Here is a 19,045-nt window from a genome sequence, read left to right on the forward strand (position 1 = left end):
ACGGCGACTCGGCCGGTGTATCCGGCGTCTATTTGGCCGTGAACCCGGCGTCGACCGGCAACGCGATACCTGTGACGTATCGAGCCTGATCCGAAACCAGCCAGGCTATCGCGTTGCTGACGTCGGCAGCTTCGATCAACTCGACATTCAAGAGGTTGCCCACGTCGGCTCCGCTCGATGTCGGGGAGTCCGCAAACAGCTTCGCGACCGCGTCGTTGACGACCATCGGTGTATTCGCGCCAGTCGGGTGCACGGAGTTGACACGAATATTGTGGGGAGCAAGCCAGTGCGACCACGTGCGCCCAAGCCCCACGATGGCGTGTTTACTCGCGCAGTAGCCGTCGGATCCGCCGGTGCCGTCACCTCCACGACCGACAAGTCCCAGAGTTGATCCGGTAAGGACTATTGCGCCACCTGTACCTTGTTCGATCATCGCGGGCGCTGCGGCCTGGACGGTATTCCAGACGCCGAATAGATTGACCTCCATCTGGTCGCGGAAGGCGCGAGCATCGTCGATATCCGGGGACATCATGCCGATACCGGCGTTGGCCAGGACGATGTCGACGCTGCCCAGCTCCGCAATTCCTTCGGATACCGCAGTTCGCAGTGCGGACAGATCGCGAACATCCACTTCTCGCGCGACGATACTTCGTCCCAGGTTCTCGACCGCTGCTGTTGTCTGCCGCAAATCGTCGGCGGTTCCCATCGGGTAGGCCACCGATTCGATCTGACGGCAGATGTCGAGCGCAATGATGTTCGCGCCCTCCTGCGCCAATCGCACGGCGTGGCTCCTGCCCTGACCTCGGGCGGCCCCGGTGATCAGTGCGGTTTTGCCTTCCAACTGTCCGGGCATGCGTGCTCCGTCCGTCGTGAATCATGACTACTCGGTCATGAGTACTGACCCGAGGGGACGGCGAAATTCGTCGCCGGCGACGTAGTCTGAATTCAGTTACAGCGGGAACTCGCTTCGGAAGAGAAGAGGCTCGGGATGTCCGATTGGGTGAAGAAGGTCGAAGCTGAAGCCAAAGGGCTCCTCGCCGAGGCGGAAGAAGAGCTGACCGTCCTCGAAGGTGTCGACACCATAGATCCGCTTGCCGACGACGATCCGGCACCAGAAGACGGCACCAAGCCGACGTCAGACTGACCCTGCGACACGTCGGCGCGCCTCGACACCGCTCGGTATCTCAGAACGGTGGCGGGTCGTCTCCGAAATCGATGGGTTCTCGGTGAGCCGGCGGTGATTTCCACTGCCTACATTGAACGTATTTCTCTGCTCGTTTCTGTATCCGTCGGCGCTGGCGATTGCGTTCACTCTGGATACGGGCAGCTTTGTTCTCCGCCTGGGTCCGCCGATTTCGACCGCCCTGGGGCGGTGTCGGTTCGTGCGATCCAGCCATCAATCCTGCGGGTCGCGTTCGGTAACAATGCCCGGTCGGCGACGTCAGCGACATGGTCCGATCCACGTTCGACGTGAACCGCCACCGGTCGGAATGCTTGAGGCGATGATGGTTGCGGCAGAACGCACTCATATTCGACGCGACCGTTTTACCGCCGCATTCGGGGTCGCCGTGATGGAACGGTTCATTGTGGTCCAGATCGGAATTCCAGGCCGGGACATCACAATGCAGCCATTGGCAGCTGCCCGCGATGATCCGTAACCAGGTATCGAGAACGGCGCCCGGTCGGTAGACGCGCGCCGAAGCAGGCACCGGCTCTGCGACGTCATCAGCAGGTGCTCGGACGTTTCGAATTACGGCGTCACGGGCGATATCGCGAGCATGCTCAGCGCTGATCACCCCGTACCCGTCGAGGTGGGCGGGCTCGCCGCCACCGTGCAGAGTGGAATCAGTCATCACGACGTGAACCACGGGCCGACGAACGACAACACCACCGCTACGATCCTGCGGGCAATCAGCTCGGCCACAGATGCACGGCAAGAATTGTGATCCGTTGGTCAACTCGAAGAGCGCGTCGGCTCGTCGCTGCTCGTACGTTCGAGAGTCGTTTCGGCATACCGACATTGCCAACTCGCGTAGTCGGCCGTCGAATGCCCGAGCCTGTTCTGCCGGAACGCTTCCCAAGATCTTTGCCATCCCGTCCTCGGCAGCGCTGACCCCGACGAAGCGATCGGTGAGAGCACGGCGTCGGCGTTCTCGCATACCTTCCGGGTCCACCGTCGCCACGATCCGATCGATCGCCGCTGTCAGTCGCCTTCCCGTCAAGCCCGTTCCGCCTGCTACTGGTGGGTCGAGAACCTGCTCGAGCAGTAGTCGTTCCACCTCGTCGATCAATTCGTCTTTCACGTTCGCGGTCGCGGAATCGATCAAACCAACTCGGTACAGATCCAACTCGCCACGGGCCATCGCCGCTCGAGTGCGATGCAGACGAGTCCTTAACGAGAACCCCAACCCGATCAGCTTGCCGGCAGCCGCGCGACCCATCGTCAGTGACGCACCGACTTCCGACTCCGCCAACTCGTGTGCGGTCGACGACCACGCACCACTGGCGACATGCTCCGAGCTTCGCCGCGAAAAGAACTCGGCAATCACAGCGAGCTTGCGTTCGACCAGCATCGCCTCGCATGCGTGCAGATCGGTCATGAGATCAACCAGCGCACAATCAGTTTCGGTACCGGTCAGCTGTGCTGAGATACCGAAGAGCTCTGTTGTCGGGTTGAACATGCATCCATTCTATTCGAATGTGTGTTCGATGCGAACTGAATTCTCAAATCAGTCGGAATAGTCCGAATCAGCCGAAATGCTTATTGTGCTTGCGTTTTGGATCCTGTTCATTCGAAACTCGAACGTGATTGTCGTGCCACTGTGTAAGTATCGGCATGTGGCAGACAACGCGGTGAAACTCAGTGAACAGTCGCTTGTGCTCTTCATGGACTATGGACAGTTTTACATATACGGCGACGATGACGGTTTCGGGAGGGAAACGGACCTGCTCGAACTCGCGATGGCTTCGCGCCCTGCGTACAGTGACGGCACAGTTGTGATTGTCCTGAGCCCGCACCAGAACAACTTCAACATGCATACAACGGTCGAAGTCTGGTCCTCCCGACCCACATCCGATCGCGAGAAATGGCAGCAGGTCAGTGAGTCGTTTCTGACGGTTGGTCCGCAGGGGTCAATCAGCTTTGATTCACCTCCGGGTGGGGAGTTCATCGTCTGTGATGTACCCGAGGGGTCATATCTGGTCGAGATTGCCGGCCGCGGTTTTGTAAACTACGGCTGGCCCGGATCGACGGAACCCGGAGATGTTTGGCGGGTGCGTATGTGGCCTGCAGGTGGTGACGAGGTGCGGCCATCGCTGCAGTGGGACATGCCGGGATATGGCGTTCCTGTGGACGAACCGATACCTGAACCGATTCCTCGTCCACAACGGGACATCGAGTCGAAATGGATAACGATTTACGGCGAGAACGGCGAGCCGTCCAGGGTTGTGCAAATCAGTGACCTCCGCGCCGAAGCTGCTGAACGAGAGCGGCAGGAGTGGGGAGGAGATCCGATGCCTGAACTCGAACGATTCCAGTCCGGCAAAGAACTAGCTCGTATGGACCGACCACTTGTCGAAGCGGTCGTCCGCATGAACGTCGCGACTCTTCGTCGACTCGCGTTTTGGGCCGCTGTGCAGGCGTATGAGCATGCGGGATTAGCCGACAGGGATTGGGTTCGTCCGGCCCTCAACGCTATGCATGTGGGACAACAACTTCCGGAACCCTTCGGAAATCGCACAGCGGCATTCGAGCACCTACACGAGGAGGAATTCGGTGCGGGGACCGAGAATGTGGAGTTGGAAGTCAAGATCGAGATAGTGGACCATTCGCCGCAACCGGAGTCCAATCCGTTCGATCACGGGAATATTCATGTCCCGTCCTACGCTCTCAATGCGATTTTCGACGCGATCGAATCGGACCCGTTGACCGCAGCGGTCAATGCATTGGGAACGGCAGCAGTCACGTTCGGGAAGGATATCCGCATGTTGTTCGCGAGAGCGCGAGTTGAATTCGACCTCGAAGACTGAACCCCAAGTTATTCAAGGGACCTTCGTAGTGCGGTGAGCGGATCCGAGGCATCTCGACGCCCACGCGGACCAGGCCCTTCGGGGTTGACGAAGCGGCCCTCGTCCGAGCGAGTCCACTCGCGTACGGCCCATCTCTCCTTGATCGCCCAACGGCCGTCGCGCCGCTCCATGTGGTCGATGAACCGCGCACCACTGGTGAAGTTGATCATTCCGATGTCTTCGGGCCCGCCCCAGTGTGTGGACATCGAATATGCCTCGCTGATCGCGTGGTCGCCGTGCAGTTCGACCAGGTGGTTGCCGATGTGGTGCATCGTGCCGCCGATCGCGGAGAGTTTTGTTGTGGCCCAGGCGATGTACTCGTCGATGGTGCCGTCGAATCCGGTGTGATGGTCGATCGCGTCCGGGTGGTAGGCGCTGCGGACGAGATCGAAGTCGAGGCGATCGATGCCGCGGCAGTACGTCAGAACCACCTCACGAATTGCCTGCTTGTCGATGAGATCCTGCAGTGCCTGGTCCATGTCACGCCTCCTTGATGCTGGTCATCCAGTCGAGTAATTCCGGTAGTTCTTCGGCAGCGCAATCGAATACGGCAGGCCGAAGCACCACGGCAGACGCGCCGCGGTCGGACCAGTCCAGGACCTTGTCAGCGGTTGCCGAGAGGTCGACGGACCGATTGTCGCGCCGAACCGGCGCCGCAGACACTTGCACACGTGCGGTATCCGGCTCGCGGTCGTGGGCTTCGAACGTGTTGCGCAGCAATGTGACACTGTCGGTGAACGTTCCCAGGTCGGTCGGGTTCACGGTCCAACCGTCGGCGACGCGTGCGATGCGGTCGAAGTTCCGCCGGCTTGGTCCGAAACCGAAGAGCACCGGTATTCGGGGTTGGATCGGCAGCGGGAGGCTGTGGTAGTTCTCGAAGGCGAAGTCGCGTCCCTGGAAGGTGGCCGGAGCATTGGTCCACAGTTCGCGACACGCTGCGACAGCCTCCTCCATGCGCCCGAATCGCGCGTCGAAAGGCATGTTGGTAGCGGTGTATTCGGCTTCTTGCCAACCGACGCCGAAACCCATGACGGCTCGACCTTCGGACAATGAGTCGAGAGTTGCAACCTGTTTGGCGAGCAGAGCGGCTGGGCGAACAGTGGCGATCAGAACCGATACTCCGAGGCGAGCGCGTTCGGTCACCGCGGCGATGGAGGAAAGAAGTGAAATCGGTTCGTACCAAGGGTGATCCAACGGGAACAGGAAGTTGTGTTCGGCTACCCGCTGAGCGTGTGCTTCGGCATTGAACCCGAGATGATCGCCGGTGCAGATCAGATCGATCCCGGCACGGTCAGCACGCGCGGCGAAGTCCAGAACCGGGCGAATCTTGCCGTCGAACAGGGCCTCGAGGCCCAAGATGTTGACGCCGATTTCCACAGTCGTCGTTCCTCTACAGTGCCCGCTTGACATGCGCGGACATCTCGCCCATGTTGTCCAGACAGAAGAGTCTCGAGCTGAACTGCCACGACCCGTCGACGCAGGTGAAGCGATCGAAGTAGCGCCCCGCCAGAATGGGTTGCAGGGCAAGATCTTCGGTACCTTGGATGACCGTGACGTACGAGAGTGCCGTCGCTGATTCACCGTCGACTGCGATTCGCGTGTTGGTCAGCAGATGTTTGGTTCGTGGAACCGGCGGATCACCGTACATTCGAATGAAGCCGCTGCAGGCTGCGAACACTGCGTCGGCGTCGGACGAAATGAGCGTGGTGGCAACCCCGTCCGGCCCGCACTGCCCGTAGTCGGACGAAGCGAACAATGCAGCGACTTCACGCAATCGGCCCTGATCGATCAGATGCGTGTACTCGAAGAGCAGGTCACGGATCGCCGACTCGGCGACGATCCGTGACAGCTCCGCGGTCATACGGTGATCTCGCGCCGAACCATCTTGCCGGTTGCATTGCGAGGCAGCAGATCGCTGGTGATGCGCCACTTCGACGGCACCTTGAAATAGGACAGTCGCTCGGCAGCGTAATCACGCAGCTCCGCCTCCGTTGTGGCGGCTCCGGGACGCAGGACAACCACGGCGGACACTTCCTGGCCGAGGTCGGGGTGCGGCATGCCGATGACAGCGCACTCGATCACGTCGGGGTGTTCGTCGAGCGTCTGCTCGATCTCGGTGGGGTAGACGTTCTCGCCGCCGCGCAGGATCAGGTCGGAACGGCGACCGGTGAGACGGAGACGCCCGTTCTCGATGACGCCGAAATCGCCGGTGCGGAGCCAGCGTCCGGGGGCAATTGCCGACTCGGTCGCCTCGTCGTTCTCCCAGTATCCGAGCATGACGAAGGGGCTGCGTACGCACACTTCACCTTCGATGCCGTCCGGCAGCCATTCGCCGAAGGGATCGCGAATCTCCATCGAGACGGTGATGATCGGACGCCCGAGAGTGCCTGGGAATTCTTCGAGTTCGGCGCCGACGGCGACCGCAATGGCGGTGCTGCATTCGGTGAGGCCGTAGCTGTCGACCAGAGCATTGCGTGCGAACGGCACCTGCTCCTTGAGGCGTTCTTTGAACGCGGGCGACGACGGCGCGGATGCCAGCGAGAATGCAGTCAGCGAAGAGACGTCGTACTTGGCGATGTTGCCGTGCTCGAGTAGCCGCGATGCCATCGTGGGGACAGCACCCCAGTTGGTGACACGCTCGCGTTCGACCAACCCGAGCACCTTGTCGACGTCGAATCCGCCCTCGGTCAGGATGACGGCACTGCCCGTCGCGAGACGGGGAACCACCAGATTGTGAAGGCTGGCGATGTGGAAGAGCGGGGAGGTGAGTAGATAACGCAGTGGGCTCGGCTTGGAAGCGTCGTACTCACGGCCGGTGAATGCGGCGCCGATCGCGTCGCTGTACTTGTGGTAGTCGACGACGGCCATCACGTTGCGGTGCGAATGGAGTGCGCCCTTGGGGCGGCCGCTGGTACCACTGGTGAACAAGATGACGGCGGGGTCGTCCTCGTCGATGTCGGTGCTCGGCACGTCGGAGCCTGCATATTCCGCGATGAGCGCGGGCAGATCCTCTTCCATGGTGAGGACCGTGATGTCTGCCGGCAGTTCGGGGAGGGCGGCGCCGCGCTTGGCGTCCACGACCAGAACCTTCGGACGTGAGAGCTCGATCCCGTGGGTGACCTCGCGCGGAACCCACCAACCGTTGAGACCGACTGCGATCGCGCCGAGCGCCTGCGTCGCGAAGAACGTCATGACCCATTCGGGAGTGTTGGCAGCGAGGATGCCCACACGGTCGCCCTTGCGGACTCCGTACTTGTCCCGCAGAGCAGTTGCCAGCGCGGCAACGGAATCGGCATGCTCGGTGAACGAGATTCGACGATCGCTGGTGACGAGATAGTCGCCGTCGCCCCAGGCGCGAGATGCCGAGATCAGTTCACCGATGGCGTGACCGCGGTTCTTCATCACAGGCATGACGGTGCCGAGAACCTCTTCTTCGACGATCTCGAATGGCCCACCTGGACCGGTGAGGCGTGAGACCGCCTGGTCCAGAAGCAACTGCGGATCTGCGGGGGCAGTCATGGAATGGCCTTTCGTATTGTGGCGCTTTTCACGTCACAAAATCTCACGAGAAAATCATATCTGTGGCGGCGGTTACCACTGAGCGAGACTGGGACCGTTCCGGCTCTGAGGCGTCGATACGTTCGAGTCGTATCGCAGTTGGAGTAATCGACATTCCGATATCGACTAGGACACAGGACACGATGACGAACACCGCCACCGAAGCATCTTCGAATGCAGCTCTTGCAGCTCCTCAGCGCGAGGACGTCGCGCAGATGTTGATCGACCGTCTCGGTGATCAGCACCTGGGCCTGCGGACGCGGACGCAGGACTGGAGCTGGGACGAGGTGGTGCGCGAGAGCGCAGCGCGCGGCTCGCTGGCGAAGTCGCTTCGCGCGCCCGGACCGTTTCACATCGGAGTACTTCTCGAGAACGATCCGGAGTTCCTGTTCTGGCTCGGCGGCGCGGCCCTGATCGGGGCCACGATCGTCGGCATCAATCCGACCAGGCGTGGAGCTGAACTCGAGGCTGAGGTCCGGTACGTCGACTGCCAGCTGATCGTCACCGACAAAGCAGGCTACGAGAAGCTTGCCGGCCTGGACCTCGGGCTGACCGAAGATCGTTTCGTCCTCGTCGACGACGCGTCGTACCCGGACAAGATTGCAGCACATCACGTCGAGTCGCCTCAGATCGACCTCGGTGTCGACGCGTCGACGCTGTTCTTGCTTCTCTTCACCTCGGGCACCACCGGAATGTCCAAGGCAGTGCGGTGCAGCCAGGGGCGTCTGACGCGGTTGGCCTACGCGAACTGCGCCAAGTACGACATCGACCGCGACGACGTCTGCTACTGCTGCATGCCGCTCTTCCACGGCAACGCGTTGATGGCTCTGTGGGCGCCGGCCCTTTCGCAGGGAGCTACGGTCTGCCTCGTTCGTAAGTTCACGGCCTCGGGATTCATGCCGGACGTTCGGTTCTACGGCGCAACATATTTCACCTACGTCGGTAAGGCCTTGGGGTATCTCATGGCGACGCCGGAACTGCCCGACGACATCGAGAACACCCTCACCCACGGCTTCGGGACCGAGGCGTCGCCGGGGGACAAGGCAGAGTTCATCCGTCGTTTCGGTGCACAACTTTTCGAGGGATACGGTTCGAGTGAAGGTGCCGGTTCAGTAGTGCTCGATCCGAACCAACCTGCCGGAGCGCTGGGCCGTCCCGCGAGCGAGAACATCGTCATCGTCGATCCCGATACGCGCGAAGAGCGACCCCGCGCAATTCTCGACGAGCACGGTCACGTGCTGAACCCCGACGAATCCATCGGCGAGATGGTCGACAAGGCCGGATCGAAGAAGTTCGAGGGGTACTACAAGAACGAAGACGCGATCGCCGAGAAGATTCGCCACGGTTGGTACTGGACAGGCGATCTCGGCTACGTCGACGAGGCCGGCTTCATCTACTTCGCGGGACGCAAGGGCGACTGGATCCGCGTCGACGGTGAGAACACCTCGGCTTTGATGATCGAGCACATCCTGCGTCGGCACCCCAAAGTGATTGCCACGGGTGTCTTCGCGGTACCGGATCCGCGTTCGGGTGATCAGGTCATGGCTGCGATCGAGGTCGCCGATCTCGCCGATTTCGATCCGGTCGAGTTCGCCGACTACCTTGCCGCGCAGGCGGATCTGGGTACCAAGGCAGCGCCACGATTTGTTCGCGTTTCGACCGACCTGCCCGTCACGGGCTCCAACAAGGTACTCAAACGTGAACTTCAAGCCGATCGCTGGCGGACCGACGAACCAGTGTTCCACTGGGTGGGCCGAGGCACTCCCGAATACACGTTGATGACCGAAGCTGACGTGGTGAACCTGGAGAAGGAGTTCGAGACGCACGGCCGCACGCGGTTCCTGTGAGTGAAGTTGCGCTGGTGACCGGCGCTTCCCGGGGGATCGGCCGAGAGTGCGCGCTGGCATTCGCGCGCGCCGGATTCGACGTTGCAATCACTGCTCGCACCGTTCGTGAAGGAGAGGGGCGGGCAGCCCCGCGAACGAGGCAAGGCGAGCAAGTGATTCCGGTGCCCGGCAGCCTGGAGACGACGGTTGCCGAGATCGAGTCCTTCGGTGTGCGCGCATTGGCCGTTCCGATGAACCTGCTCGATCTGGCATCCGTCCGCGGCGCCGGTGAACGGGTGCTGGCCGAGTGGGGACGTGTCGACGTGCTGGTGAACAACGCCTATGCGCAGACTGTCGGAAACATGGACCGGGTGCTCGACATCGAGATCGACGACGCTCAGGCGATGGCGATCGGGAATTATCTGCACCAACTCGCTCTGGTCCAGGTGATACTCCCGTCGATGATCAAGAGCGGCAACGGCGTAGTGGTCAATCTGGCATCGGGCTCGGCGACCATGGATCCGCCTGCGCCTCCCGGCGAGGGTGGTTGGGGTCTGTCGTACGCCGCGTCGAAGGCGTCGTTCGGACGTATTGCCGGAGCGATCAACTCCGAGTACCGAGACGCCGGAATCAAAGTGTTCAACCTGAGTCCGGGATTTGTCATCACGGAATCAGGGAAAGCCCGTGGTGGCGCGGACGCAATCGTGGACGCCGGATTTGCGGCCACACCGGCATCCGTACCCGCTGCAGCGGCGGTGTGGCTTGCAACAGATCCCGATGCGGACCGGTACCTCGGTCGCGTCGTGGATGGTCCGAAATTGATGGCGACACTGGAGGAAACGGTATGAAGCTCGGCGTGGTCGTTCCGGTCGAACTGGGTCGAAGCGGAGACCCTGATTGGATTCTGCAATTCGCCCGTGCGGCGGAGTCGCTGGGTTTCGACGAGATCTCGGCAGTGGAGCACTCGGTGGTCATCGCCGACACCGCGAGCGAGTACCCCTATTCTCCGACCGGCAAATCGCATCTTCCCGATGACTGCGACATCCCGGATCCGCTCGAACTGCTTTCGTTCGTGGCGGGTGCCACAACCACCTTGGGCTTGTCCACTGGAGTTCTGGTGCTGCCCAATCACAATCCGGTAGTGCTCGCCAAAAGATTGGCGACGCTCGATCGCCTTTCCAGTGGGCGATTGCGCATCTGCCTCGGCCTGGGGTGGATGAAGGAAGAGATCGAGGCGTGCGGCGGTGACTTCGAGCGCCGCGGCAAGGTAGCCGATGAGGCCATCGCGGTGATGCGCTCACTCTGGGCGGGCAAGGAAGCGGTCGATTTCGGCGGCGATTACTTCTCGTTCAAGGGTGCATACAGCTGGCCGAAGCCGCACCGCGAGTCGGGAGTTCCGCTCTACATCGGTGGACACAGTCTCGCGGCCGCGAGGCGAGCAGGCCGATTGGGTGACGGTTTCCAGCCGCTGGGACTGGCCGGTGAGGATCTCGACAAGGCCGTAGCAGCGATGAAAGCTGCTGCGGTGAAGGCAGATCGAGATCCTGCTGACGTCTCGCTGGTGCTCGGTGCGACACTGCCCAGGCTCGACGAAGCGAAACTCGAGTGGGCACGCGGGTTGGGAGCCGATCGAATCGTGCTGTCCGCCAGTCGTCGTGGCACGTCGCTGGAACTGATCATCGACGAAATGGCCGAATGCTCGAAGCGGCTGGGGCTGAGTAACTAGGAGTGCGGGCGTGACCGGCAGCCATCGGAGCGGCTGCCGGTAATTGCTGTCGGAACGTCGATCAGTTATTGCTTGGTCAGCAATTTGCTCCGGAGCTTTGCGATCGTGTCGGCGTCAAGTTTCAGCACGTCCTGCGAAAACTTCTCCCACCCACCGAACTGGTCGCGAATCTTGTCGAGTACTGGCTGAATCTGGCTGGGACGCTGCTCCATCAACGGTTTCAACAGATCGACATCGATTCCTTTCGAAGACAGAAACGTGTAGGTCTGTTCGTTCTTGGCTTTGTTGTAGGTGTTCGACAGGACGAAGTCGTCGACGATGGTCTTGTCAGGAACACCCAGAATGCCGAGAAGTAGAGCTGTCATCAGTCCAGTGCGGTCTTTGCCTGCCGTGCAGTGGTAAGCGACTGCGGACTCGGAATCGGCGATGGTCCGTAGGGCTTGGGAATACCCGGCCATTCCGTCAGGCTTGGACAGTTGGTCGACGGCGCCGGTGTCGCTGATCCGGACGGCTTCACCGCCCCCGAGCACCTGCTCCACGATTGCAGGGTCACCAGATTTCAGGGCACTCGTAATCGCTGTGGCAAGAGCCTGAGTGCCGGCATCCAGGACTGCCGTGTTGATCACTTTCACGTTCGCGGGAACCTTGTCTGCTCCGTCCTTTGCGATCTCGCTGTCACCTCGGAAATCGACAACGGTCCGGATGCCTGCGTTCTCGATCGTTTGTTGATCGTCAGCAGTCAGATCGCTCAAGCGGTCGCCACGAAAAACCAGGCCCCACTTGACTGATCGGCCGTCGGCTGTCTCGTATCCGCCGACATCACGCACGTTGGCTGCGCCCTGCAGCGTCACGTGGCGGGTTGACGCGATGGTGGAATTGCCGTCCTCGTCGATCACCTCGAAGTACCAGCGTGACAGTGGGTCGAGGCCGTCGACCTCAGTGGAGAAGCCGTCGACCGTGCCAATTTCCTTTCCTTCTGCGGCTGGGTTTTTCGGGTCGGTGGCGGCGAATACACGCACCTTTTCCGAGCCGCCGTGTTCCCAGACCAGTGAGTAGTGTCCGGCGGACGCTGATGTCACGTCGAGGTCGGTCGGCGTTTTCGCCGACTCGGCCTTGCTGCATGCGCCGAGTACGAGCATGAGTCCTGCCGCCGACAGCGCAAGAACTCGAGTTTTGCAAGTAGCCATGGGTCCTCCGAATCCAATTGGAAATCGGAGGCTACGCACCAGTGATCACTGTGTCGTGACCGTGTTGTGCAGAGCGGGAAAACTGCAGGCTGGAGAGCCTGTCGCCGATGATGATCAGGGATGGGCCAGCCCGTTCAGGAGCATCGCGCCGACAAAGATGGCACTGCTTGCGCGGGCGCTGCAGGACGGGTTGATCGCAATCGACGAACTCTGATCGAAGCGCGAGCGATCGGGTGCGTCGATCCGGGAGTCAGTCGAGGGCGGTGGCGTCGGTTGTCGGCGTCTTGGTGCCGGGAGTCGCTTCGATGTCGAGAACGACCTGGCTGTCGGTGGCTTCTTCGGGGAAGACGTACCGACGCATGGCCCACCAGCGGAAGGCCGTCGCCAGCAGGGTCCCGATGATCGATCCGCTGATGAAGTCCGCGAAGTTTTCCATCAACACCGACACCTCGGGTTGACGCAGATGGAACACGTACCGGGAGGTCCAGAGTGGTACCTGGTTGATGGCCAAACCGATACCCGCGACGATGAAGAACAGAGCGGCCTCGTGATGGCGCTGTCGACCACCGCGCTGCGCAAACGACCATTCGCGGTTGAGGACGTAGGACAGAACCGTCGCGATCAGGACCGCAAGGATGTTGGCCGTCACCGGGTGCTGAGGCAGAACCGTCCACTTGATGCCGAAGAACAGCACCGTGGTGACGATGAAGGCGATGCCGCCGACCACCAGGAACTTGAGCATTTCTGCGTGCGGCAGGACGCGCACGAGAACCCGCTCAGGAAGCCTATTGACCATCTTTTCGACAAACGCCATTGTTCGAGGCTAACCCTGAATACGACCGAGGGCACAAATCGTCGATGCCCGTGTCGGCAAGATCATCAGAATCCGTACCCGAGAATTGCGGGCTTCTGCGCGTTGAAAGCGAAGTCGAAATTCAGGATCTCCTGCGGATCGGACGCGTGGAGTCGGTGCGCCGCCGCGAAGGTCTTGGCCTGGTGCTCGCCCAGGTACAAGCTGCTCAGGACATCAGAGGGCATCGTGATCGCAGGCACCGCGTCAGTGGCCGTACAGGTGGCCTTGCCGCCCTTGACCTGAAGTGCGAAGGTTCCGCCGGCCTTCAGGAACGGATCTTCGACCTTGACGACTGTGTCCAGGTCAGCAGCATATTCACGAGCCTCGAGAGCCGCGGGAACGTCCATGATGCGCAGCCACAGTCGATCGGAGCGCGTCGTCGTCCGGGCAAGACGGTAGTCCGTCAGCATCAGCCGGAGAGGATCGGCAGGATGCTGGCGTGTCTCGATCCGGGTGACGAGGTCGAGGCCGCAGATCGTGCGCCACAGCGCCGCGTGCGCATCTTCGGTGATCGTCACGAACTCGTCGATCCGGGCGATGCTGTCGCGGCCCTCGCTCGTGTGCCGGTAAGCGATGTATCCGTCCGCGTGTGTCAGAAAGAACAGTCCGGAGGCGCCGTCACGATCCTCCGACGGGTCGGCGAACATGTGGTCCCAGAGTGGTTGCGGACGGACCTGCGCGCCGGGAGTCTGCAGTCGCCAGCGGTCGTAGATCTCGGGAAGAAGCGTCGAGGCAGCTTTGATGTCGACGATGGACACGCCACCGTTGTCGGGCACCTCGGGGCGGAATCGCGCGAAGCGGCGATCGAGGGTGATGCCTTCGCTGAAGGTGGCCGGGCCGTATCCGAAGCGGTTGTAGATGCCGGCCTCGCTTGCCGTCAGGGCGGCAAGCGGTGCTCCGGTCGACTCGATGTGGGCATGAAGCGCAGTGAACATCGAGCGTAGGACGCCACGACGACGGTGAGTCGGGGCGACGGATACCCAGGTGATTCCGCGCGTGGGGAGTTGGCGTCCGCCGGGCACGGTGAATTCCATGTCGATTTCGATGGCCACGCCGACGGGTAGGTCACCGTCGACGGCGAGGATGATGTCCTCGGGCTTGTAGAGCGCCTTCGTCAGTTCGCTGACCGCGGGAGACGGGTGAAAACCGAACCCCACCGAGTCGAGTAGTTGGAGAGCCGGCCAGTCACTCTCGGTAGCGGTGCGGATGGTGATCTTGTTTTCGGGGCTCACGTGTATCGACTCTGGCATAGATTGCGTGAAGACGCACATGAATATCGGGGCTGACGTTTCCGCACCGGCTCCCAGGGGTACCGCCCGACGGACCAGTCCTGCGGCACGGAGAAAACCGATACGGAGAAACACTGTGGCGATCACCGACATCAAGGAATATGCCCATCTGACCGAGGAAGACGTCGAGGCACTCGGGCGCGAGCTGGATGCCATTCGGCTCGACATCGAGGAGAAGCGCGGCGCGCACGACGCTCGATACATCCAGCGGACGATCGCGTTTCAGCGCTCTCTGATGGTGGCCGGCCGCATCGTCTTGTTCGCCAGCAAGAAGAAGCCTGCCTGGATTCTGGGGACTGCGCTCCTGGGGGTCGGCAAGATCATCGAGAACATGGAACTCGGCCACAACATCATCCACGGCCAGTGGGACTGGATGAACGATCCCGAGATTCACTCGAGCAACTGGGAGTGGGACAACACCTGCCCGTCCTCGGGATGGAAGCACTCGCACAACTTCACCCATCACAAGTTCACCAACATCGTCGGACTGGACAACGACGTGGGCTACGGAATCATGCGCGTCACGCGCGATCAAAAGTGGCACGCCGACTACCTCTTTCAACCGATCACGAATTTTGTGCTCGCGACCCTCTTCGAGTGGGGAGTGGCACTGCATCACCTCGAAACGGACAAACTCCGCAAGGGTGAGGTGAAGTGGTCCGAGAAATCGGAGATGGCCAAGGACGTCGGTAAGAAGATCGCGCGTCAGGTGGCGAAGGATTACATCCTGTTCCCCGCCCTGACCGGCCCCGCGTGGAAGACCACGTTGACGGCGAACGTCGTTGCGAACCTCATCCGAAACTACTGGAGTTACGCCGTCATCTTCTGCGGGCACTTTCCCGACGGTGCCGAGAAGTTCACGCTCGAGGAATTCGAGAACGAATCGCGCGCTCAGTGGTACCTACGACAGATGCTGGGCTCTGCCAACTTTCATGCCGGTCCCGTCATGGCCTTCATGAGCGGCAACCTCTGCTACCAGATCGAGCATCACTGCTTCCCGGATCTGCCGAGCAATCGGTACTCGGAAATCGCGGTGCCGCTGCGGGACTTGTGTGACAAGTACGACCTCCCGTACACGACCGGGCCGCTGTGGAAGCAGTACGGATTGACTCTGCGCACCATCTGGAAGTTGTCGCTACCAAACAGGTTTCTCTCGGCTTCCAAGGACGACGCTCCGGAGACGCACTCGGAGTTGAAGTTCCGCATCCGAGGCGGAATCAAGGAAGTGTTCGGCGTCGATCCGCAGACGGGTAAGCGGCGCGGACTGCGAACAGCGATCGCGATGGTCTCGAGCTGATCAGTTACCGCTTGTGCGCCATTGAACGAACCACGAGATCGCCGGTCGACTGGATTGCCTGCACCAGCACGATCAAGATCACGACTGCGACGAACAGCACCGGTGTGTTGAATCGTTGGTAGCCGTACTTGATTGCGAAGTCGCCGAGTCCACCGGCGCCGATGGCACCTGCCATGGCCGAGAAGCCGATCAGCATCACCGCCGTCAGGGTTGCTCCTGCTACCAATCCCGGAACGGATTCGGGCAGTAGCACCTTGGTGATGATGTCTTTGTCGGTGGCGCCCATGGACCGCGCTGCCTCGACGCGTCCGGAATCGACTTCACGCAAGGCGTTCTCGACGACGCGCGCAAAGAAGGGCACCGAACCGATGGTCAGCGGGACGATCGCTGCCGTGGCGCCGAGCGCTGTTCCGACGATCGCCCTCGTTGCCGGGATGAGGAGCACCAACAAGATGACGAACGGCAGCGAACGGCCGACGTTCACCACGGTGCCCAGAACCGAATTGAGGACGCGGTTGGGACGGATTCCGTCGGGCGCGCTCGCGTGCAACAGAACACCGAGAGCGATTCCGATGATCACGGTGAGCACGAACGAGACACCGACCATGTAGAGCGTGTCGAGTAGGGCTTCCCATGCTTCGCCCAGGGAATCCTGCCAGGACGTCTTGTTCATGAGAACGTCACCTTCACTCCGCGCTGCGAAAGATGTTCTTCGACAGACTTTCTTGTCTCTTCGTTGCTGACGAGTCCCGTGTGTGAGGCGAACTCCACGCGAAGGCGACCGACCTGATGGGATCCGATGTCCTCGATACCGCCGGAGATCACGGTGACGTCGACGTCGAGATCTCGTGAGAGTTGGGAAATCACGGGTGAGGTGGACAGTGAATCGACAAAGGTGAGGAGCGCCGGAATTCCGGTCGTGGACGTTCGTACCGTTCCGGTCGGCAGTAGCGCCTCTCCGAGGGGTGAGTCCGGGTCTGCGACCAGTTCGGTGAGCGTTCCCTCGTCGACGATGCGGCCCTGATCGATCAGCGCAGCGCGATGGCAGATCCGTCGAACCACGTTGAGCTCGTGGGTGATCAGAACAATGGTCACACCGAGTCGTCGATTGAGATCGGCGAGCAGGTCGAGGATCGAATCGGTTGTGTCCGAGTCGAGGGCGCTGGTGGCCTCGTCGCACAGGAGGACGTCGGGTGAAGCCGCCAAGGCTCTCGCGATGCCGACGCGTTGTTTCTGGCCGCCGGACAGTTGCGAGGGGAAGGCGTCACGTCGGTCTTCCAAGCCCACCAACTCGATCAGCTCGTCGACGCGGGCACGTCGATCTGCCCGCGAGTATCCCGCCACTTCGAGAGGGAAGGCGATGTTGGCGGCGACCGAACGGGAATGCAGCAGGTTGAAATGCTGGAACACGACACCGATCCGCTTGCGTGTGTCGCGCAGTTGCGCTGGGCTCAACGCGGTCAGATCGGTGTCGCCCAACAGAATCCGGCCACTGGTCGGGCGTTCGAGCAGGTTGAGGCAGCGCAGCAAAGTCGACTTGCCGGCGCCGCTCTTGCCGATGATGCCGAAGATTTCGCCGTCTTCGATTTTCAGGGATACGGAATCGAGTGCATGCAGAACTTGTGTGCCGCTGCGGTATTTCTTGGAGACCGATTCGATCGAGAAGACCATGACGGGTCTCGATCAGGTAGCGCTGGCCGGAATGACCGAGCCCTGATAGGTCTGCTCGATGAACGTCGCGACGTCGGCGGACGTCAATGCCTCGGCCAACTTCTGTACTCGCGCATCGTTTTCGAGCGAGGTGCGTACGGTCAGGACATTGGCGTACGGGTTGCCCTCGGCCTTCTCGAGCACCAGGGCGTCCTTGGCCGGGTTGAGGCCACCTTCGATTGCGTAGTTGCCGTTGATGATTGCGAGATCGACATTTCCGTCGTCGAGCGTGCGCGGCAGCTGCGGGGGATCGACCTGGGTGAACGTGAGTCCCTTGGGGTTGTCGATGATGTTCTTCTCGCTGATCTGCGTGATGTCGGTGCCGGGGGCGCCCAACTGCTGATCGAGCTTGATCAAACCGGCCTGCTGCAGCAGGTACAGCCCACGGGCGAAGTTCGTCACGTTGTTGGATAAAGCGACCGTTGCGCCCTGGCGCAGGTCGGCCACGTTGGTGACCTTCTTGGAATATGCACCGAGGGGCTCGACGTGGACCTTCGCCACGGCGACCAGGTCGTCGACACCCTTTTCCTTCGACCACGATTCCTGGTACGGCACGTGCTGGAAGAAGTTGGCGTCGGTGTCTCCGGCTTCGAGCACCTCGTTGGCGTCGAGATCGCCGGTGATCTCGCTGACCTCGATCTTGGTGTCACCGAGCAGGCCCTTTTCTTCGACGAACTTCAGGATCTCGGCGTGCGGAACCGAAGAAGCGACGATGCGAAGAGGTGCGTTCTCGTCGGAGGAGTTGTCGCTCGAGCACGCGGCTACGGTTCCGACTGCGACGGCGGCCACTGCGAAGGCAGCGAGGAATCTTCTGGTGCGCGAGCGTGACATGTGAATCTCCAAGACATAGCCGAACGCACGCCGAGATGGCGTGACAGTTGCTGAACGCTAGCCCGGTAAACCTCCCGTGAGGAGATACAGAATCACCGCGATTTTTTCATGTACCTATTGTCCGAGCAGGATGACCGGAACGTCCTCGGCAAAATCGACTACCAGTTCGCGACGCGAGAACAGCCAGGTGCCGTCGATCTTTTCGAAGCTGTCCTGGTAACGAATCTCGATCCGGTTGTCCCGGTGGCCCTCGCCCCGCGGATAGATGTGGTGAGCGGAGCAGTAAGCCTCACCGTGTGCGGTGGTGGGGCCGTCGAGGTCGAGGATCTGCTGCTCGACGATGTGCCGGGTCGAGTGCAGATGTGAGACGGCATCGACCACCGAACTGCTGACGACGGAGTTCCCACGTATCTCCGTCGGCGCACCCGTTCCGTTCAGTGCCGGCGGCAAGACGAATGCCACGTCGTCAGTGAAGAGAGCCGCAAGTGCAGTGGTGTTTCGGCGGTCGACGGCCTGTGCGTACCTGGCGGCCAAGTCGGTGAGAGCGACGCGATCCGAGGAGTCCATGCGCATATCTCACCCTATGTGACGCCGCTCATGTTTCGGCTTCCCGCTCATCGAGACACTCACAGCGCCCACCTGGGCATCTGGTTAGCGTCCAGGCCAAGAGTTGCCAGCCATGAATGCCATAGGAGAAACA

At 61.2% G+C, this 19,045-nt stretch carries 20 protein-coding genes; 7 read left to right on the forward strand and 13 right to left on the reverse strand.

Going from position 1 to position 19,045, the window contains the following annotated elements:
* Positions 1 to 28: 28 nt before the first annotated feature.
* Positions 29 to 853, reverse strand: a complete 825-nt coding sequence (locus tag ACN50D_RS07245; RefSeq protein ID WP_003940537.1) for a mycofactocin-coupled SDR family oxidoreductase — start codon at positions 851 to 853, stop codon at positions 29 to 31.
* A 135-nt stretch (positions 854 to 988) separates the two neighbouring features.
* Between ACN50D_RS07245 and ACN50D_RS07250 the strand changes: the two genes are divergently transcribed.
* Positions 989 to 1,144: a hypothetical protein gene (locus tag ACN50D_RS07250; RefSeq protein ID WP_003940615.1), complete on the forward strand. Its 156-nt coding sequence runs from the start codon at positions 989 to 991 to the stop codon at positions 1,142 to 1,144.
* A 40-nt stretch (positions 1,145 to 1,184) separates the two neighbouring features.
* Here the strand turns inward: ACN50D_RS07250 and ACN50D_RS07255 are convergent, their stop codons facing one another.
* Complete coding sequence (locus ACN50D_RS07255) at positions 1,185 to 2,681, reverse strand: DUF222 domain-containing protein (protein WP_211920907.1); 1,497 nt, start codon at positions 2,679 to 2,681, stop codon at positions 1,185 to 1,187.
* Positions 2,682 to 3,513: 832 nt separating this feature from the next.
* Here ACN50D_RS07255 and ACN50D_RS07260 point away from each other — a divergent pair.
* Positions 3,514 to 4,029, forward strand: coding sequence for a hypothetical protein (locus ACN50D_RS07260; RefSeq protein ID WP_249342800.1), 516 nt, complete (start codon positions 3,514 to 3,516; stop codon positions 4,027 to 4,029).
* A gap of 8 nt (positions 4,030 to 4,037) precedes the next feature.
* On the opposite strand, the gene ACN50D_RS07265 is transcribed toward ACN50D_RS07260, so the two are convergent.
* Genes ACN50D_RS07265 through ACN50D_RS07280 form a run of 4 tightly spaced genes read right to left on the reverse strand, consistent with a single transcriptional unit; the run spans position 4,038 to position 7,587 of the window.
* The gene (locus ACN50D_RS07265; protein ID WP_042924821.1) at positions 4,038 to 4,547 is read right to left on the reverse strand and encodes a nuclear transport factor 2 family protein; all 510 of its coding nucleotides are present in this window, start codon (positions 4,545 to 4,547) and stop codon (positions 4,038 to 4,040) included.
* Position 4,548: 1 nt separating this feature from the next.
* Complete coding sequence (locus tag ACN50D_RS07270) at positions 4,549 to 5,445, reverse strand: TIGR03619 family F420-dependent LLM class oxidoreductase (protein ID WP_211920903.1); 897 nt, start codon at positions 5,443 to 5,445, stop codon at positions 4,549 to 4,551.
* 13 nt (positions 5,446 to 5,458) lie between these two features.
* Positions 5,459 to 5,929 (reverse strand): nuclear transport factor 2 family protein, encoded by a 471-nt coding sequence (locus ACN50D_RS07275; RefSeq protein WP_211920901.1) that lies wholly within the window; start codon positions 5,927 to 5,929, stop codon positions 5,459 to 5,461.
* Positions 5,926 to 7,587 (reverse strand): class I adenylate-forming enzyme family protein, encoded by a 1,662-nt coding sequence (locus ACN50D_RS07280; RefSeq protein WP_007732670.1) that lies wholly within the window; start codon positions 7,585 to 7,587, stop codon positions 5,926 to 5,928. Before ACN50D_RS07280 ends, ACN50D_RS07275 begins: the two co-directional genes overlap by 4 nt.
* A 254-nt stretch (positions 7,588 to 7,841) precedes the next feature.
* Between ACN50D_RS07280 and ACN50D_RS07285 the strand changes: the two genes are divergently transcribed.
* The 3 genes from ACN50D_RS07285 to ACN50D_RS07295 are packed head-to-tail and all read left to right on the forward strand — an operon-like array spanning position 7,842 to position 11,178.
* A complete protein-coding gene (locus tag ACN50D_RS07285) occupies positions 7,842 to 9,473 on the forward strand; it encodes an AMP-binding protein (protein ID WP_030536993.1) in 1,632 nt (543 codons plus the stop codon).
* Positions 9,470 to 10,300 (forward strand): SDR family NAD(P)-dependent oxidoreductase, encoded by an 831-nt coding sequence (locus tag ACN50D_RS07290; RefSeq protein ID WP_007732668.1) that lies wholly within the window; start codon positions 9,470 to 9,472, stop codon positions 10,298 to 10,300. Before ACN50D_RS07285 ends, ACN50D_RS07290 begins: the two co-directional genes overlap by 4 nt.
* A complete protein-coding gene (locus ACN50D_RS07295) occupies positions 10,297 to 11,178 on the forward strand; it encodes an LLM class F420-dependent oxidoreductase (RefSeq protein WP_007732667.1) in 882 nt (293 codons plus the stop codon). Before ACN50D_RS07290 ends, ACN50D_RS07295 begins: the two co-directional genes overlap by 4 nt.
* Positions 11,179 to 11,243: 65 nt before the next feature.
* Here ACN50D_RS07295 and ACN50D_RS07300 read toward each other — a convergent pair whose 3' ends face one another.
* Complete coding sequence (locus ACN50D_RS07300; protein ID WP_211920898.1) at positions 11,244 to 12,365, reverse strand: tyrosine-protein phosphatase; 1,122 nt, start codon at positions 12,363 to 12,365, stop codon at positions 11,244 to 11,246.
* A 55-nt stretch (positions 12,366 to 12,420) separates the two neighbouring features.
* Between ACN50D_RS07300 and ACN50D_RS07305 the strand changes: the two genes are divergently transcribed.
* Complete coding sequence (locus tag ACN50D_RS07305; protein WP_232329917.1) at positions 12,421 to 12,579, forward strand: hypothetical protein; 159 nt, start codon at positions 12,421 to 12,423, stop codon at positions 12,577 to 12,579.
* Between the two features lie 36 nt (positions 12,580 to 12,615).
* Here ACN50D_RS07305 and ACN50D_RS07310 read toward each other — a convergent pair whose 3' ends face one another.
* Positions 12,616 to 13,179, reverse strand: a complete 564-nt coding sequence (locus tag ACN50D_RS07310; protein ID WP_003939753.1) for a GtrA family protein — start codon at positions 13,177 to 13,179, stop codon at positions 12,616 to 12,618.
* A 65-nt stretch (positions 13,180 to 13,244) separates the two neighbouring features.
* Positions 13,245 to 14,450 (reverse strand): enhanced intracellular survival protein Eis, encoded by a 1,206-nt coding sequence (locus tag ACN50D_RS07315; protein WP_030536997.1) that lies wholly within the window; start codon positions 14,448 to 14,450, stop codon positions 13,245 to 13,247.
* A gap of 133 nt (positions 14,451 to 14,583) precedes the next feature.
* Here ACN50D_RS07315 and ACN50D_RS07320 point away from each other — a divergent pair, with 133 nt between their 5' ends.
* Positions 14,584 to 15,804 carry a fatty acid desaturase family protein gene (locus ACN50D_RS07320; protein WP_211920896.1) on the forward strand — a complete coding sequence of 407 codons (1,221 nt, stop codon included), beginning with the start codon at positions 14,584 to 14,586 and terminating at the stop codon, positions 15,802 to 15,804.
* A 4-nt stretch (positions 15,805 to 15,808) separates the two neighbouring features.
* On the opposite strand, the gene ACN50D_RS07325 is transcribed toward ACN50D_RS07320, so the two are convergent.
* From ACN50D_RS07325 to ACN50D_RS07340, 4 genes are all read right to left on the reverse strand, one after another.
* Positions 15,809 to 16,477 carry a methionine ABC transporter permease gene (locus ACN50D_RS07325; protein WP_042448389.1) on the reverse strand — a complete coding sequence of 223 codons (669 nt, stop codon included), beginning with the start codon at positions 16,475 to 16,477 and terminating at the stop codon, positions 15,809 to 15,811.
* Entirely contained in the window at positions 16,474 to 17,475 is a 1,002-nt protein-coding gene (locus ACN50D_RS07330; protein WP_211920894.1) for a methionine ABC transporter ATP-binding protein, read from the reverse strand. Before ACN50D_RS07330 ends, ACN50D_RS07325 begins: the two co-directional genes overlap by 4 nt.
* A 12-nt stretch (positions 17,476 to 17,487) precedes the next feature.
* Complete coding sequence (locus tag ACN50D_RS07335) at positions 17,488 to 18,345, reverse strand: MetQ/NlpA family ABC transporter substrate-binding protein (protein ID WP_003940478.1); 858 nt, start codon at positions 18,343 to 18,345, stop codon at positions 17,488 to 17,490.
* A 114-nt stretch (positions 18,346 to 18,459) separates the two neighbouring features.
* Positions 18,460 to 18,918 (reverse strand): nuclear transport factor 2 family protein, encoded by a 459-nt coding sequence (locus tag ACN50D_RS07340; RefSeq protein ID WP_030537000.1) that lies wholly within the window; start codon positions 18,916 to 18,918, stop codon positions 18,460 to 18,462.
* Positions 18,919 to 19,045 lie beyond the last annotated feature (127 nt).

The organism is Rhodococcus sp. SB1D (assembly GCF_048573875.1).
In the GTDB taxonomy this organism is placed as follows: Bacteria; Actinomycetota; Actinomycetes; order Mycobacteriales; family Mycobacteriaceae; genus Rhodococcus_F; species Rhodococcus_F qingshengii.

Bases quoted from the DNA above. Each gene is read 5' to 3' on its own strand.
- ACN50D_RS07295 (WP_007732667.1), top strand. From the start codon at position 10,297: ATGAAGCTCGGCGTGGTCGTTCCGGTCGAACTGGGTCGAAGCGGAGAC.
- ACN50D_RS07255 (WP_211920907.1), bottom strand. From the start codon at position 2,681: ATGTTCAACCCGACAACAGAGCTCTTCGGTATCTCAGCACAGCTGACC.
- ACN50D_RS07265 (WP_042924821.1), bottom strand. From the start codon at position 4,547: ATGGACCAGGCACTGCAGGATCTCATCGACAAGCAGGCAATTCGTGAG.
- ACN50D_RS07260 (WP_249342800.1), top strand. From the start codon at position 3,514: ATGCCTGAACTCGAACGATTCCAGTCCGGCAAAGAACTAGCTCGTATG.
- ACN50D_RS07300 (WP_211920898.1), bottom strand. From the start codon at position 12,365: ATGGCTACTTGCAAAACTCGAGTTCTTGCGCTGTCGGCGGCAGGACTC.
- ACN50D_RS07330 (WP_211920894.1), bottom strand. From the start codon at position 17,475: ATGGTCTTCTCGATCGAATCGGTCTCCAAGAAATACCGCAGCGGCACA.
- ACN50D_RS07325 (WP_042448389.1), bottom strand. From the start codon at position 16,477: ATGAACAAGACGTCCTGGCAGGATTCCCTGGGCGAAGCATGGGAAGCC.
- ACN50D_RS07280 (WP_007732670.1), bottom strand. From the start codon at position 7,587: ATGACTGCCCCCGCAGATCCGCAGTTGCTTCTGGACCAGGCGGTCTCA.
- ACN50D_RS07310 (WP_003939753.1), bottom strand. From the start codon at position 13,179: ATGGCGTTTGTCGAAAAGATGGTCAATAGGCTTCCTGAGCGGGTTCTC.
- ACN50D_RS07245 (WP_003940537.1), bottom strand. From the start codon at position 853: ATGCCCGGACAGTTGGAAGGCAAAACCGCACTGATCACCGGGGCCGCC.
- ACN50D_RS07275 (WP_211920901.1), bottom strand. From the start codon at position 5,929: ATGACCGCGGAGCTGTCACGGATCGTCGCCGAGTCGGCGATCCGTGAC.
- ACN50D_RS07250 (WP_003940615.1), top strand. From the start codon at position 989: ATGTCCGATTGGGTGAAGAAGGTCGAAGCTGAAGCCAAAGGGCTCCTC.
- ACN50D_RS07335 (WP_003940478.1), bottom strand. From the start codon at position 18,345: ATGTCACGCTCGCGCACCAGAAGATTCCTCGCTGCCTTCGCAGTGGCC.
- ACN50D_RS07285 (WP_030536993.1), top strand. From the start codon at position 7,842: ATGTTGATCGACCGTCTCGGTGATCAGCACCTGGGCCTGCGGACGCGG.
- ACN50D_RS07340 (WP_030537000.1), bottom strand. From the start codon at position 18,918: ATGCGCATGGACTCCTCGGATCGCGTCGCTCTCACCGACTTGGCCGCC.